This window comes from Desulfoprunum sp., from assembly GCF_053613775.1.
This window is the reverse complement of sequence record NZ_JBSHXH010000005.1, coordinates 26,655-41,725: the sequence shown is the minus strand read 5'-3', so window position 1 is coordinate 41,725 and position 15,071 is coordinate 26,655. Positions and strand designations below refer to the sequence as shown.

Annotated in this window: 12 protein-coding genes, 2 pseudogenes and 1 riboswitch; of the genes and pseudogenes, 13 read left to right on the top strand and 1 reads right to left on the bottom strand. The window is 59.4% G+C overall.

Annotated features, from left to right (window positions below; genetic code table 11):
- Positions 1 to 116: 116 nt before the first annotated feature.
- From ACWGKN_RS12400 to ACWGKN_RS12350, 11 genes are all read left to right on the top strand, one after another.
- Positions 117 to 857, top strand: coding sequence for an RHS repeat-associated core domain-containing protein (locus ACWGKN_RS12400; protein WP_452095399.1), 741 nt, complete (start codon positions 117 to 119; stop codon positions 855 to 857).
- The gene (locus tag ACWGKN_RS12395) at positions 850 to 1,227 is read left to right on the top strand and encodes a hypothetical protein (RefSeq protein WP_452095359.1); all 378 of its coding nucleotides are present in this window, start codon (positions 850 to 852) and stop codon (positions 1,225 to 1,227) included. The genes ACWGKN_RS12400 and ACWGKN_RS12395 overlap by 8 nt, the downstream gene beginning before the upstream one ends.
- A 483-nt stretch (positions 1,228 to 1,710) precedes the next feature.
- Positions 1,711 to 1,878, top strand: coding sequence for a hypothetical protein (locus ACWGKN_RS12390; RefSeq protein WP_452095358.1), 168 nt, complete (start codon positions 1,711 to 1,713; stop codon positions 1,876 to 1,878).
- 401 nt (positions 1,879 to 2,279) lie between these two features.
- Positions 2,280 to 3,117, top strand: a protein-coding gene (locus ACWGKN_RS12385) for an IS5 family transposase (RefSeq protein WP_424255536.1) whose coding sequence is annotated in 2 segments (ribosomal slippage) — positions 2,280 to 2,692 and positions 2,691 to 3,117 — 840 coding nt in all. Because the reading frame shifts where the segments join, the coding sequence is not laid out codon by codon here.
- A gap of 372 nt (positions 3,118 to 3,489) precedes the next feature.
- A complete protein-coding gene (locus tag ACWGKN_RS12380; RefSeq protein ID WP_035234812.1) occupies positions 3,490 to 4,005 on the top strand; it encodes a hypothetical protein in 516 nt (171 codons plus the stop codon).
- 214 nt (positions 4,006 to 4,219) lie between these two features.
- Positions 4,220 to 4,402: riboswitch (cobalamin riboswitch) on the top strand.
- 1,078 nt (positions 4,403 to 5,480) lie between these two features.
- Positions 5,481 to 7,241 (top strand): acetate--CoA ligase, encoded by a 1,761-nt coding sequence (gene acsA / locus ACWGKN_RS12375; protein WP_035234711.1) that lies wholly within the window; start codon positions 5,481 to 5,483, stop codon positions 7,239 to 7,241.
- Positions 7,238 to 8,245 carry a pyruvate dehydrogenase (acetyl-transferring) E1 component subunit alpha gene (gene pdhA / locus ACWGKN_RS12370; RefSeq protein ID WP_035234713.1) on the top strand — a complete coding sequence of 336 codons (1,008 nt, stop codon included), beginning with the start codon at positions 7,238 to 7,240 and terminating at the stop codon, positions 8,243 to 8,245. Before acsA ends, pdhA begins: the two co-directional genes overlap by 4 nt.
- Positions 8,242 to 9,246, top strand: a complete 1,005-nt coding sequence (locus ACWGKN_RS12365) for an alpha-ketoacid dehydrogenase subunit beta (RefSeq protein WP_452095357.1) — start codon at positions 8,242 to 8,244, stop codon at positions 9,244 to 9,246. Before pdhA ends, ACWGKN_RS12365 begins: the two co-directional genes overlap by 4 nt.
- Positions 9,239 to 10,510, top strand: a complete 1,272-nt coding sequence (locus tag ACWGKN_RS12360) for a dihydrolipoamide acetyltransferase family protein (RefSeq protein WP_452095356.1) — start codon at positions 9,239 to 9,241, stop codon at positions 10,508 to 10,510. The genes ACWGKN_RS12365 and ACWGKN_RS12360 overlap by 8 nt, the downstream gene beginning before the upstream one ends.
- The gene (locus tag ACWGKN_RS12355; RefSeq protein ID WP_452095355.1) at positions 10,507 to 10,752 is read left to right on the top strand and encodes an acyl carrier protein; all 246 of its coding nucleotides are present in this window, start codon (positions 10,507 to 10,509) and stop codon (positions 10,750 to 10,752) included. Before ACWGKN_RS12360 ends, ACWGKN_RS12355 begins: the two co-directional genes overlap by 4 nt.
- Positions 10,753 to 11,146: 394 nt before the next feature.
- Positions 11,147 to 11,503, top strand: coding sequence for a carboxymuconolactone decarboxylase family protein (locus ACWGKN_RS12350; RefSeq protein WP_452095354.1), 357 nt, complete (start codon positions 11,147 to 11,149; stop codon positions 11,501 to 11,503).
- 539 nt (positions 11,504 to 12,042) lie between these two features.
- Here ACWGKN_RS12350 and ACWGKN_RS12345 read toward each other — a convergent pair.
- Complete coding sequence (locus ACWGKN_RS12345) at positions 12,043 to 13,785, bottom strand: cache domain-containing protein (RefSeq protein WP_452095353.1); 1,743 nt, start codon at positions 13,783 to 13,785, stop codon at positions 12,043 to 12,045.
- A gap of 886 nt (positions 13,786 to 14,671) precedes the next feature.
- Here ACWGKN_RS12345 and ACWGKN_RS12340 point away from each other — a divergent pair.
- Positions 14,672 to 14,845 (top strand): annotated as a pseudogene (locus tag ACWGKN_RS12340) (HD-GYP domain-containing protein); the annotation flags it as partial.
- Between the two features lie 111 nt (positions 14,846 to 14,956).
- A pseudogene (locus tag ACWGKN_RS12335) lies at positions 14,957 to 15,066 on the top strand (efflux RND transporter permease subunit); the annotation flags it as partial.
- Positions 15,067 to 15,071 lie beyond the last annotated feature (5 nt).

Below are 15,071 nucleotides of genomic sequence, written 5' to 3'. Positions count from 1 at the left end.
CCTGTTGTTCTTTGATTGCCGTCAATAGAAGTTTTAAACAACCGCAGACCCATGCGGACTTGCCCAGAGACGATACCAGGATTAAGACCACTTCTCAGGTCGGCTCATTGCGCCTGGTGGTCGACAGCGGCGGCAGTATCGTCAAACGGATCGAATACGATTCCTTCGGCAATATCCTGAGCGACAGCAACCCGTCGGTCATCATTTCTTTCGGCTTTGCCGGCGGCCTCCATGACCGGGATACCGGGCTGATCCGCTTCGGCTATCGCGACTATCTGCCGGAGATCGGCAAGTGGACGGCCAAGGATCCGATTGATTTTGCCGGTGGGGATAGTAATCTGTATGGGTATGTCCAAAATGATCCGGTGAATTTTAATGATCCTAGTGGTCTGATAGAAGGAAGCGAGGCTAATCTTGCAAGAAGGCAGTTAATAGACGCTATATCTAGAGGGTATAATGGTAGCCATGCTTTTGACTATAATACTAGCTACAACAGTCAATATCCCAAGGATTCATACAAGTGTAGCGGATTTGTTGGCGTTGTTGTTCAGGAGGCTGGAGCACCGATTTCTGTTATTCCTGCAGGATCAAATAATGGGAGATATGCCACAGCAGGTGAACTTGCTAACCAAAACTGGGATCCAAATAACTGGAGGCAACTTGAGCCAGGTGAATCCCCAGAGCCGGGAGATATCTTTGCGTACAAACTAACCCCTCAGCCTGGTGAGATCTATACTGGTCATACTGGTATTATCTCAAATAATGGGCAATCAGTGGAGGCACATTCTGATGGTGTCTCCATTGATCCATATAGCGATCTGCCTGGAACTCTATATAGGAGATACATAGGTGAATAATATATTAATATTTAATCTAAATGTTGTATTCGTTTTTTTATTTTCTACTTTTACAAATGCAGAGCAGTTAAACAACTATGTATTAACTCTTAATATAGAAAAAGAGAACTCAGATTTCGTTTATATTATTGATGATATAGCAAAATCAAAAAAACTCCTATTAGAGCTCCCATGCAAAGAAAGAATGGAAGGGAATCCTTCTGCAAAATCATTGTTAAAAGTTCATGAAGATGTCAGTATTTCGCTGATAATGAATACTTTAGGGATTATGAAGAAGGCAGGGTGCAGGCAACCTGACATTTTTTATTTTGATGCCAATAAAACCTATTTAGTGAAAATTAATTTCGACAGGTCAACACCATACAAGTAAGAAAAACGAATTTCTGAAGAGTACAGAATGGCACGAATGAGGGAGTAAGAGAACGTTGTTTAATTGTTGTATAAAAAGCGAGCTATTCATCTCGTTCCTCTGTACACAGTTGTTTCGTATTCTAATGTTATAACAGTTGTTTCGATAGTTACTTTGTGCACCAACGACCAAGCCGGGCCGTAGCCGAGGTGTGATGTCGTGGCCGGGCACTAGTCACCCATTAAAAGGCCCCTTGTCAAGGAATAATGTCTCCCGTTAAGGGGAAAAGGCATCATTTCCTTGTAAGGGCCAAAGTATGGAGATAAATAAGGAGAGACATTACCTATTAATGCAGGCAATCAGTAACTTTTCCAGTCCGATCATTTCGCGAAGTGACAAACCAAGGGCAGGAGGTTGCGCTACCGAATGATGTAGTTCGTAGCCAAGTGCAATGTCGCATAAGGCCCCTGATGGTGCAGTGGTTTAAAGATTGGGACCACTTCTTTGTTAAACAATCCCGATAATGCTGGCTTTGGTCTAAGTCGACAAGAAATGACAGATGCAGGAAATTATAATTATGGATATGCTGGTGCAAAAAACGGTTATTCATATGGTACCTTACAAGTTATTGCAGATTTTGATCAATACCTTACCGGCAAACAAGGATGCTAAAATTTTGTATTCCTAAAGACAACCCTCATGATGCACAAAATATTGCTGAAGGTTACAATGATATTGTGCACAACAAGAGGGAAGCAAGTAATGAGAAGAATAATATTAACTACAAAAAAAATATGCATTGGCTATGTAATCATTTTTCTTTTCCTTGTATTCAATTCAAAGTTACTATTATCATTAAATAATAGTACAATTGAAATTTTGAATACAACTTGCGAAGTTCTTGATCCTGCACCTTTTCCATCAATTTTCTGTGATAATACCTTATTCGGAAATTTTGTTGAGTTAGTTGTCAATTTTCCTGTAAATTTAGTGCTTATCCGTAAATGAAATATACTTTCCTCATAATTTTTGCTATGCTGGTAGCCATAACGAACCCCTATCACGGAGACAATATGGCAAAAATCAAGTCGTGGGAAGTATCCGATTCGTTTTGGGAAAGAGTTGAGCCGCTTATTCCAAAGCCGCAACGCGATCCGAACCTGACCTACAAGCGCAAGCCGGGCGGGGGCAGAAAGCCGATGCTCCCGCGTCGTATCTTTGAAGCGATCGTGTATGTGTTGCGAACTGGCTGCCAATGGAAGGCATTGCCCAAAGAGATTTACGGCAGCCCCAGTGCGATCCATGCTCATTTCATGCGATGGATGGAAGCTGGGTTTTTTCTCGCACTCTGGCGAGCCGGACTTGCCGAATATGATGAAATGGAGGGTATCGCCTGGAGTTGGCAAAGCATTGACGGAGCCATGGTCAAGGCTCCCCTGGCGCAGGAAGCGGTTGGTCGGAACCCGACCGACAGGGGAAAAAAAAGGAACCAAACGACACCTGTTAGTGGACGGCCGTGGTGTCCCGTTATCGCTCGTCGTGACCGGAGCCAACCGGCATGATGTGACCCAATTGGAACTTGTGTTGGTGGAGATCGTCATCGAGCGTCCCAAAGATATTGAGCAGCACCTGTGTGCCGATAAAGCCTACGATGGCAATCCGGCCAAGCAAATAATTGTATCCCATGAGTACATCCCTCACGTGAAAGCACGCGGGGAGGAGATACAAGAGAAAAGCAACAATCCCGCTTGGAAAGCCAGGCGGTGGGTGGTTGAGGTGAGCCATTCATGGTTCAACCGCTTCCGAAAGATCTTGGTCCGCTACGAGAAGCGAGCGGACACCTATACGGCCTTGCTGCATATGGCCGCGGCGATCATTGCCTTCCGAAAGGTAGGCATTATTTACGGATAAGCACTTAATTGTTATTACATTTTTCGGATTCGGCTCAATCAGATCTTTAATCTTATTATTATTGCTCTGGGGGCCATTTTTTTTATTAGCCACTATTAAGGTTTATGAAATGCGTCGACATGAGAAGAATAATAAACATAAGGTGATTCACTAACGGGAGGAACATGGGGATATCTTACCTGTTAATGGAATTTATCAGTAACTGTTCCAGTTCGATCATTTCGTGGCCGGCTGCGGCTGGTTGTCAACAAGGTGACGCTTCCGTGCGAGGTCCACGAGACCTTGGAGTACGACTTGATCGGCAATATCGTTCAGACACTCAATGCACCGGCATTCCATTAGTAGTCAAATAAAGAAAAAATATAATTTTCTATGAAAATATTCACAATATTCGTTGTGATTATTGTTGGGGTTGTTTTTCTGGTATTCAATTTCGCCAAAAACAAGATTCCGGATAGTCCAGAAATCGCATTGCAAGAATTTTATCATGAAAACAGAGCAGAAGATCAGATAATGGATCCATTGATCTTAATGGGAAGTGAGATGATTCCTCGACTCTCAAAAGAAATTCTAAATAAAAATATGATACATCGTCGCTATGCCATTGGTGCGATAGGTAATATTGGCGATGAGAATGCAATTTCTATCCTGGTTTCTATTTTGAATGATCATCAAGAGATTGATTATTTTCGATGTGATTCCTTGAATTCTATAGCTATGATTAACAAAGAAAAAGCCAGACAACTAGCGTTGAAATACAGACAGTCTGATGTCATATGTCTCAATGAGCTGGTTCAAGCACTCTTGTCTGATAAAGAAAAATCATGGGAAAAAATGAATTATATGAGAAGAGGCTACCTGGAGGCTTTAATTGGTAGACACAACTGACTTGAGGGTGAAAAGAGTATCAGAGACGGCACCAAGGATTATTACCACAGGCATTTGCCCATTTCTTCCCTGTTTCTCAGCTTTCCCCTTGCCTTTTCGCCCTTTCATGCTCTGTCGCCTCGACCTTCCCCCGGTCTCATCTCGACCGCAAGCGACCATCGTGGGCAGTTGACAATTGACTTCCGTTACCTCTTGCTTTCCCGGCCGCTATCTGGTCAACTGTCATCGTTCAGGTTCCGTAAAGGAAGAAAAGGGAACTCCGTGCGAATCGGAGACGGGCCCGCCGCTGTAACCGGGGACGAATGTTGCACGTACGTCACTGATCCATCCGATCGGGAAGACGCAACGAGTAGGAAGAGCCGGAAGTCAGAAGACCTGCCTGAATTGGAAGACTTGTCCCCGAGGATCAGGGATGGTCGTGGCGTATCTGTGGAGAAATCAGGGCCCCCAGATCAATTTTTATTGGTCCGGGGGCTTTTTTCGTCCTGGGCCGGCACATTTTCCAGGGAGGCAGTTTATGGCCAATTCAGAACTGAGTTTTGCACGGCAGAATGCACTGACCACAAGGGATTGGGACACTTACCAGTTGATACTTCGGAAGTGTCTGCGATCGTTGGGTCCGGTTCCGGACAACACCGGTTTGTCCCGGAAAACGGCGGTGAACAAGGTCTCCGCCGCCAGACGGTCGGTGGCGGTCGCCCGGTAACGGCGTAGCAGTAATTATCAACCCTCACCTTCTCCCCTGGCCACTGCCGGCAGGGGAGAAAGCTCCTGCAGCGATCAGCTGTCAGCTATCAGCAACCGCGAGGTGGGGCAGCTTCGGCAAGACGAGATTTCTCGCTGGCGCTCGAAATGACAACAGGGGAGGCTCGAAATGACAAAGGAGGCGGCATCGCGACCTTGCCCCTGGCTTGCCACCCATTCCTTTCCCACTGCAGGCCTTTTTTTTGGCCTGCCTCCTTGCGTTTTGCGCTTTCATGTGCAATGTCGCTTCGATCAATCCCCTCGCTTATGCCCTTTCATGTTCTGTCATCGCGACCAACCCCCGCTGTCATCTCGACCGCGAGGGAGAGATCTTTTGCCGGGAACATGAAGATTTCTCGCTTTGCTTCGAAATGACAGCGGGGGCGGGATCATGGCCTTTGCCCTGCCGGGAACATGAAGATTTCACGCTTCGCTTCGAAATGACAGCGGGGTAGGCATCACGGCCTTCACCCTACCGGGAACTTCGAGATTTCACGCTGGCGCTCCAAATGGATGAAAACACGATTTTAATTGTCAGGGAGGAACGATCACCCCGATCAACAAAGCGAAAAATTTGATTCGCCGGCGCAATTTTGATAGTCTTACCATAGAGAGATGCCGCAACGGTTGGGCGGTTGTCTCCGGGCAGTCCTGACAGGCAACTTCTCCTGTGCGATCACGGCGGGGCTGCAATCTTCTTCGTTCACCGCAGGGTGATGTGAGGTGTGACAGTGCACTGGGCGCCGATACAGAAACAGCCGCGATCCTGGGCGGTACGTCCGAATCTGCTGGACTATGCCGCCACCTGTGCCTCCTTTTCCTGGGACCACGTCCGCCGTGAGTTCGAGGGCCTGCCCGGCGGCAAGGGGCTCAACATCGCCCACGAGGCGATCGATCGCCACGCCGCCGGTCCCCGCCGCGAGCGGGTGGCCCTGCGCTGGCTCGGCAGCGACGGCACGGTCCGCGACTTCACCTACGGCGAGCTTGCGGCCCAGACCAACCGCTTCGCCAATATCCTCACCGGCCTCGGGATCGGCAAGGGCGACACCGTCGCGGTGCTTGCCGACCGCATCCCCGAACTGTACATCGCCGCCCTCGGCGCCCTCAAGAACACCAGCGTCTTCTGCCCCCTGTTTTCGGCCTTCGGCCCGGAACCGGTCTGCCAGCGGCTGCGCCGCGGCGATGCCAGGGTCCTGGTCACCACCGAGCGCCAGTACCGGCAGAAGGTCGCCCCGTTCCGGGCGACGCTGCCCAACCTCAAACACGTCCTGCTGGTCGATGCCGAGGACCATCCGGGCGACGGCCTGCTGGCGTGGTCGCGGTTGATGACGGCGGCGGCCGACGCCTTCTCCATCCCCGCCACCGACCCCGAGGATGTGGCCGTCCTCCACTTCACCAGCGGCACCACCGGGATGCCGAAGGGGGCGCTCCACGTCCACCAGGCGGCGCTGATCCACTTCATTACCGGCCGGTACGTCCTGGATTTCCACCCCGATGACGTCTTCTGGTGCACCGCCGACCCGGGCTGGGTCACCGGGACGTCGTACGGGATCATCGCCCCGCTGCTCCATGGGATCACCAACATCGTCGACGAGGCCGATTTCGATGCGACCCGCTGGTGCCGGATCCTCGAGACCCAGCGGGTCAGCGTCTGGTATACCGCGCCCACCGCCATCCGCCGCTTCATGCGGCTGGGGGTCGAACCGGTCCGCAGCTACGATCTCAGTCGCCTGCGGGTCGTCCACAGCGTCGGCGAGCCGCTCAACCCCGAGGCGGTGGTGTGGGGCCAGAAGGCCCTGGGCCTGCCGATCCACGACAACTGGTGGCAGACCGAGACCGGCGGCATCATGATCGCCAACTTCCCGGCCCTGGAGGTCCGGCCCGGGTCGATGGGCCGCCCCCTGCCCGGGATCGAGGCCGCAATCGTCCGCCGCACCGGCGCCGCCGCGGTCGAGGTGATCACCGACCCCGATGCCCACGGCGACCTGGCGCTGCGGCCGGGCTGGCCGTCGATGTTCCGCGGCTACCTGCACGACGAGGAGCGCTACCGCCAGTGTTTCGTCGGCGGCTGGTACCTGACCGGCGACCTGGCCCGGCGCGATGGCGACGGCTACTTCTGGTTTGTCGGCCGGGCCGACGACATTATCAAGACCTCCGGCCACATGGTCGGCCCCTTCGAGGTCGAGAGCACCCTGATGGAGCACCCGGCGGTGGTCGAGGCGGGGGTCATCGGCAAGCCCGACCCGCTGATCGGCGAACTCGTCAAGGCCTTCGTCACGATCAGGCCCGGCATCGAACCGACCGACGAACTGCGCCTCGAGCTCATCGGCTTCGCCCGCAAGCGGCTGGGGGCGGCGGTAGCGCCGAAGGAGATCGAATTCCAGGCCAACCTCCCCAAGAACAAGGCCGGCAAGATCATGCGGCGGCTGCTCAAGGCCCGGGAACTGGGGTTGCCCGAAGGTGACCTGTCGACATTGGAGAAGAGCGAATGAAAACCAGGAAAAACGCGACAACCAGGGCGGAACCGGTGGAACGCGAGCATGGCCTGCACCTGCTGCGCTCGATGATCCGCATCCGCCGGCTCGAGGACAAGTGCGCCGAACTGTATACCACCACGAAGATCCGGGGCTTCCTCCACCTCTACGACGGCGAGGAGGCGGTGGCGGTGGGGGTGCTGGAGGCCCTGACCCTCGACGACGCCATCGTCGCCACCTACCGCGAGCACGGCCACGCCCTGATCCGCGGCGTCTCCGCCGGCTGCATCCTGGCGGAGATGTACGGCCGGCAGGAGGGCTGCAGCCGCGGCCGGGGCGGGTCGATGCACCTGTTCGACGACCGGACCCGGTTTTACGGCGGCAATGCCATCGTCGGCGCCGGCCTGCCGATTGCGGTCGGCCTGGCCCTGGCCGACAAGATGCAGGAGAAGAGTCGCGTCAGCTGCTGCTTCTTCGGCGACGGCGCCGTCGCCGAGGGCGAGTTCCACGAAAGCCTGAACCTGGCGGCCCTGTGGCGGCTGCCGGTGCTGTTCGTCTGCGAGAACAACCTCTACGCCATGGGGACGGCGCTGCGCTACACCCAGTCGGTCACCGACATCGCCGCCAAGGCCGCAAGCTACGGCATGCCGGCCGCCGCCGTCGACGGGATGGACGTGCTGGCGGTGGAGGCGGCGGCGCACCTGGCGGCCGAGGCGATCCGCGCCGGCGAGGGGCCGCAGTTCCTCGAATGCCGCACCTACCGCTTTCGCGCCCACTCGATGTACGACGCCGAACTCTATCGGAACCGGGCCGAGGTCGAGGAGTGGAAAAAGCGCTGTCCGATCGCGACGTTCACCGAGCGGCTGCGGGACGCCGGGCAGGTGAGCGACGACGACCTGGCGCAGATCGAGGCCGAGGTCGCCCGGGAGATCAGCGCCGCCGTCGCCTTTGCCGAGGCCGGCAGCCAGGAGCCTCTCGAGGACCTGACCCGCTTCGTCTATTCGGAACGGAGGATGCCATGACCACCACTGCCGAGACCATGCGCCGGCTCACTTACCGCGAGGCGGTGCGCGAGGCGATCCGCGAGGCGATGCACAAGGACGAGCGGGTCTTCCTGATGGGCGAGGATGTCGGCCGCTACGGCGGCTGTTTCGCGGTCAGCAAGGGCCTGTTCGACGAATTCGGGCCCGAGCGGATCCGCGACACCCCGCTGTCGGAATCGGGGTTCGTCGGGGCGGGGATCGGCGCGGCGCTGGGCGGGATGCGGCCGATCGTCGAGATCATGACGGTCAACTTCAGCCTGCTGGCGGCCGACCAGATCATCAACAACGCCGCCGTCCTCCTCCACATGTCCGGCGGCCTGTTCAACGTGCCGATCGTCATCCGGCTGGCGACCGGCGGCGGCCGCCAGGTGGCGGCGCAGCATTCCCGTTCGCTCGAGGGCTGGTACGCCCACATCCCCGGGCTCAAGGTGCTGACCCCGGCCACCGTCGAGGACGCGCGCGGCATGCTGTGGACCGCCCTGGAGGATCCGGACCCGGTGCTGATCTTCGAAAACAGCGGCCTCTACAACATGGAGGGGACGCTGCCGGTCGAGGCCGGAGCGGTCGATATCGACCGGGCCCGGATGCGGCGGCCGGGCCGCGACATCACCATCATCAGCTATGCGGCCAGCCTGTTCAAGGCGCTGGAGGCGGCGGAGATCCTGGCCCGGGAAGGGATCGAGGCCGAGGTCATCGACCTGCGGACCCTGCGGCCGCTCGATGACACGACCTTGCTCGATTCGGTGGCCCGGACCCACCGGGCGCTCATCGTCGACGAGGGGTGGCGCAGCGGCAGCCTCGCCGCCGAGATCAGCGCCCGGATCATGGAGGGCGCCTTCTACGAGCTCGATGCGCCGGTGGAGCGCCTGTGCAGTGCGGAAGTGCCGCTGCCGTACGCCAAGCACCTCGAGGATGCGGCCCTGCCGCAGGTGGATAAGATCGTCGATCTGGTGCGGACAATGGTGGGTGGCCATGGCTGATTTTCCCATGCCCAGCCTGGGCGCGGATATGCAGGAGGGGACGCTGGTCGAGTGGCTGGTGAAGCCCGGCGACCGGGTCAAGCGCCGCGACGTCGTCGCCGTCGTCGAGACCGACAAGGCGGCGATCGAGATCGAGGTGTACGAGGACGGCGTCATCGAGCGGCTGGTGGTCGAGCCGGGGCAGAAGGTGCCGGTGGGCACCGTCCTGGCGGTCATCCGGACGGACGGCGAGCCGGCCGCCGCCCCGAAAGAGGAGGCGGCGGCTGCCGGCGAAATGGCGGCCCCGGCACCGGCTCGGAGTGAAGCAGCCGCAGCCGCGGCGCCGCCTGAACAGCACGAGCCTGCCGTCTCGGTTCCGTCGGTCCCCGAGCCAGCGGGGCGGATCAAGGCCTCGCCCTACGCCCGCCGGCTGGCGGCCGAACGCGGCCTCGCTCTGGAGCGGCTGCAGGGAACCGGGCCGGGCGGGGCCATCCGGGCGGCCGACGTCGAGGGCGGCGTTGCCCCCCAGGTCCCGCCGGCGGCGCCGGACCAACCGCCTCCGGCCGTGGCGGAACAGGCGCCCGCGCCACCGACTGCGGAATCGCCTCCGGCCCGCGATTTCCAGGCCGGCATGCGCCGGGCCATCGCCGCCGCCATGGCTCGTTCCAACCGCGAAATTCCCCACTATTACCTGCAGCTGCGGATCGATATGAGCCGCACCTTGCGCCGGCTGGAGGCGGAGAACCTGCAACGGCCGATCCGGGAGCGGATCCTGCCGGTCGTGCCGCTGATCAAGGCCGTCGCCCTGGCCCTGAACGAGGTGCCGGAGCTCAACGGCTACTGGCTCGAGGATCGGCTCCAGCCCCGGGAGGCGATCAATATCGGCTTCGCCATCGCCCTGCGCCAGGGCGGTCTGATCACGCCGGCGCTCCTCAACGCCGATCTGCAGAACCTCGATGAGCTGATGGCGGCGCTGCGCGATCTCATCACCCGGGCCCGCTCCGGCGGCCTGCGCAGTTCGGAGATGACGGAGGCCACCGTCACCGTCACCAGCCTCGGCGACCTCGGGGTAGAAACGGTGTACGGGGTCATCTACCCGCCCCAGGTGGCCCTGGTCGGCTTCGGCCGGACGCAGGAGCAGCCGTGGGCCGAAAACGGCATGCTGGCGGTGCGGCCGGTGTTGACGGCCACCCTCGCCGCCGACCACCGCGCCACCGACGGCCATCGCGGCGCCCAGTTCCTCGACGCCCTCAACCGCTATCTCCAGGAGCCTGAGAAACTATGAACGAAGAACGGATCAAAGAGGTGGTGTTCGGGATTCTCCGGCGAATCGCCCCGGAATCGGATCCGGCCACCCTCGGCCCGGACGACAACATCCGCCGGACGCTCGATATCGACTCCTTCGACGCCCTCAATTTCTTCATCCGTCTCGACGAGGAACTGGGGGTCAGCGTTCCCGAGGCCGACTACGGGCAGTTGAACACCCTGGCGGAGATCGTGCGGTACCTGGCGGCACGGGTGGGGTGAGGGTGGATTTCGACGCGGAGCGAGAAAACTCGATGTTCCCGGTAGGGCGGAGGGCGTGATGCCTCCCCCGCTGTCATTTCGAAGCGGAGCGAGAAATCTTGTGTTGGCAGGGATGCCCCTTGTTACAACCGCTGGCCGCTGGAGGAGATCTCTCCCTGCGGTTCGAGATGACAGCGGGGGCAGGTCGAGATGACAGTGCTCATTGTTCCCGGTAGGGCAAAGGCCATGAAGCCTCCCCCGCTGTCATTTCGAAGCGAAGCGAGAAATCTCGTTGTTCCTTTGCAGAGTGGAAGGTCGCGATGACAGGAAGGACAGTCAACCCGACAGGAAGAGGTTCAATCGCCAACCGGCGCAATCGCCAACCGGCGCAATCGCCTCGACAAGGAGACAAACGGTGCATGACGATTACCCCGAGTACCACCATCGGTTGAAGCAGGTGTACGGCCGACTGGCCCGAAATCTGCGCGGGCCGATGACGGCCTTCGCCCAGCTCAGCGCCGCGGCGACGGCGGACGGCGCTCTCGACGCCAAGACCAAGCAGCTGATCGCCCTGGGGATCGGGATCACGGTCCGCTGCGACGGCTGCATCGCCTATCACGTCCATGACGCCCTCCGCGCCGGCGCCTCGACGGAGGAGATCCTGGAGACCATCGGCGTCGCCATCTTCATGGGCGGCGGCCCGGCGGTGATGTACGGCTGCGAGGCGCTGGAGGCACTGGAGCAGTTCGAGGCGCAGGAAAAGGGGGCCTGAGCCGCCGGTAACCCGCCCTTGGTGGCATGAGATCTCTCCCTGCGGTTCGAGATGACAGCGGGGGCAGGTCGAGATGACAGCGGTGGCAGGTCGAGATGACAGCGGTGGCAGGTCGAGATGACAGCGGGGGCAGGTCGAGATGACGGAGCATGAAAGGGCGACAAGCCGGGGGGCAGGTCGAGATGACAGTGCTCATTGTTCCCGGTAGGGCAAAGGCCATGAAGCCTCCCCCGCTGTCATTTCGAAGCGAAGCGAGAAATCTTGTGATGCCGAGGATGCCCCTTGTTACAACCGCTGGCCGCTGGAGGAGATCTCTCCCTGCGGTCGAGATGACAGCGGGGGCAGGTCGAGATGACAGCGGGGGCGGTTCGAGATGACAGCGGGGGCAGGTCGAGATGACAGCGGGGGCAGGTCGAGATGACGGAGCATGAAAGGGCGACAAGCCGGGGGGCAGGTCGAGATGACGGAGCAGGAAAGGGCAAAAGCCGAGGGCAGGTCGCGATGACACAGCCGGGAAGGGCGACAACCGCAACCATCCGTCACCCGACCCCGCCGCCGCCCTCGTCCATGGTGTAGCTCAGGTCGAATTTCTTCTCCAGAATCAACTTGAGGCAGGCGTCGACGCTTTCGCCATGATAGCGGCTGCCCCGCCCCGAACGGATCTCGTCGAGGGCGATGTCGATCCCGAGCGACGGCCGGTAGGGACGGTGCGACGACATCGCCTCGACCACGTCGGCGACGGCGAGGATCTTGGCCTCGAGCAGGATCTCGTCATCCTTCAGCCCCTGCGGGTAGCCCGTCCCGTCGAGGTGTTCGTGGTGCTGGAGGACGATGTCCGCCACCGGCCACGGGAAGTGGATCCGTTTCAGGATCTCGTAGCCGACCTCGGGGTGGAGCTTGAACAGGGCCTTTTCCTCCGTCGATAGCCGGGTCGGCTTGGCGAGGTACTCCGACGGCAGGGTAATCTTGCCGATATCGTGCAGCAGCGCCGCGATGTGGAGTCCTTCGATCTTGTCCTCGGGAAAGCCGATCTCCCGGGCGATGGCGCAGGCCAGGCGGTCGACCCGCTGCTGGTGCCCGGCGGTATAGGGGTCGCGCTTCTCGGCGGTCGAGGCCAGCGAGGCCACCGTCTCCTCGAGGCTGGCGTGGAGATCGTCGCGGCTCTTCTTCAGGGTCTCCATGGCGATCTTGCGTTCGGTGATATCACGGGCGACGCCGCGGTAGCCGGCCAGGCTGCCCTGGTCGTCGAAGATCGGCACGGCGTTGCACTCGAGGACCACGACCTGGCCGTCCTTGCCCAGCGAGGTGATCTCGAAGCCGCTGAAGGGCTTACCGGCGGCGAGCAGCTTGGCGAAGGCGGCGTTGACCGCGGCGGCCTGGTCGGGCGCCGAGAAGGTGGTCAGCGTGGTGTGCAGGATCTCTTCCGGCTCGAAGCCGAGCAGGTTCTCCACCCGGGGGCTGGAATAGGTATACCGCCCCTCGCGGTCGATCTCCCAGATCCAGTCGCTGGTGGTCTCGATCAGGTTGCGGAACCGCTCGGTGCTCTGCTCCAGCGACTTCATCAACACCCCCCGCTCGGCGAAGATCCGCTGCCGTTCCCGGTCGGCCAGCAGGCTCTGGCGGATGGAGTAGAGGGCGAGCAGGGAGATGATCACCAGGATGCCGGCGGAGACGGCGGCCAGGTGATTGCGGATCGTGGCGATCTCGGCCTTGACGTCATCGATGTACATCCCGGTGCCGACGATCCAGCCCCAGGGCGTGTAGCCCTTGACGTACGAGATCTTGGGCGCGATCCTTTGCGATTCGTCCTTCCACTGCCACATGTAATCGACATAGCCGGCACCCTGTTTTTTCACGATCTGCACGAATTCGACGAACAGCCGCTTGCCCTTGGGGTCCTTGAAGTCGGTGATATCCTTGCCGTCGAGATCGGTACGGTACGGATGCATGATCATCCGTGGGGTCATGTCGTTGATCCAGAAATAATCCTTTTTTTCCGGGCCGTAGCGCAGGTTGCCGATCCGCAGGACGGCCCGCCGCCTGGCCTCGTCGGGGCTCAGTTCTCCGCTCAGTTCCCGTTCATGGTAATCGCCGATCAGGCTCCAGGCTGTTTCCGTCAACTCCATGATCATCTCCTGCTTCCGGTTCATCAGGCTTTGTTCCAGCTGCGGCAGGACCACGTAGAAGATGGCGATGACGAAGAGGAGAATGGTCAGAAACGCCGGCAGGGCGATCCGGAAGGAGATCGTGTTGGAGATATGCTGCAGTCTTTTTTCTGGCATGGCGGTCCACCGGGGGGTAGCGGGAGGTCTTTGTTGTTTCTGTCATTTCGTTTTTTGCTCTGTCATTTCGAGCGCCAGCGAGAAATCTCGTCATTCCCGATAGGGCGAAGGTCGCGATGCCGCCCCCGCTGTCATTTCGAAGCGGAGCGAGAAATCTCGTTGTTCCTTTGCCGGAGCCCATTCCAAGTCCTGTTTGAGATCTCTCCCTACGGTCGAGATGACAGCGGGGGAAGGTCGAGATGACAGCGGGGGAAGGTCGAGGTGACAGCGGGGGAAGGTCGAGATGACAGCGGGGGACGGTCGAGGTGGCAGTGTTCATTGTTCCCGGTAGGGTGAAGGACGTGATGCCGCCCCCGCTGTCATTTCGAAGCGGAGCGAGAAATCTCATGATGCCGAGGATGCCCCTCGTTACCACCGCTGCCCGCCGCCCGCTGCCCGCTGCCCGCTGCCCGCCGCCCGCTGTCCGCCGCCCGCCGCCCGCTGCCCGCCGCCCGCTGTCCGCCGCCCGCTGTCCGCCGCCCGCCGCCCGCCGCCCGCTGATCACTGACAATCTCGATCGTTTTGCAACAAGCTCTCATATATAATAACATTCAGAGTACGGATGTCCAATCGGGCCGGCGATCCGGTCTCGCGGGCATGACCGGGGACAACGTCAACCCGGCCGTGAGCCCCGGTGCCCCTGATCGCATCCGCCTTCCTCCGGCCTTCTCGCGCCATCTGCTCGACGCCAACCTCGAATCGCTGACGATCCTGGCCGGCGCCATCGCCAAGCGCGACGGCGATACCGACAGCCACAACTTCCGGGTCACCCTCTACGCCGTCCGCCTGGCGGAACAGCTCGGCCGGCCGGTGAGCGACATCCAGAGCCTGATCAAGGGGGGCGTTTCTGCACGATGTCGGCAAGATCGGTGTCCGCGACAACATCCTGCTCAAGCCCGGCGGACTGGACGAACAGGAATTCAACGAGATGAAGGACCACGTCCGGTACGGCCTCGACATCGTCAAGGGAGCGATGTGGCTCACCGACGCCGCCTCGGTGGTGGGCTCGCATCATGAAAAGTTCGACGGCAGCGGTTATCCGGAGGGGCGGGCGGGCGCGGCGATCCCGCAGCTGGCCCGGCGCTTTCCCGCCGACATCGCCTGCGATTTCGTCGTCGACAACACGGTCTTCGTCGTCGACGACGCCATCGTCGTGGTCGAGGCGGTCGAGTACCACATGCACCACGGCGGTCTCGGGCCGCGGGAGGCGACGCTGTGCAGGCGATGGACGAGGTGGCCGGGCGCCG

Coding starts and splice junctions, on each gene's coding strand:
- ACWGKN_RS12380 (WP_035234812.1), top strand. CDS start 3,490: ATGAAAATATTCACAATATTCGTTGTGATTATTGTTGGGGTTGTTTTT.
- ACWGKN_RS12360 (WP_452095356.1), top strand. CDS start 9,239: ATGGCTGATTTTCCCATGCCCAGCCTGGGCGCGGATATGCAGGAGGGG.
- pdhA (WP_035234713.1), top strand. CDS start 7,238: ATGAAAACCAGGAAAAACGCGACAACCAGGGCGGAACCGGTGGAACGC.
- ACWGKN_RS12345 (WP_452095353.1), bottom strand. CDS start 13,785: ATGCCAGAAAAAAGACTGCAGCATATCTCCAACACGATCTCCTTCCGG.
- ACWGKN_RS12355 (WP_452095355.1), top strand. CDS start 10,507: ATGAACGAAGAACGGATCAAAGAGGTGGTGTTCGGGATTCTCCGGCGA.
- ACWGKN_RS12365 (WP_452095357.1), top strand. CDS start 8,242: ATGACCACCACTGCCGAGACCATGCGCCGGCTCACTTACCGCGAGGCG.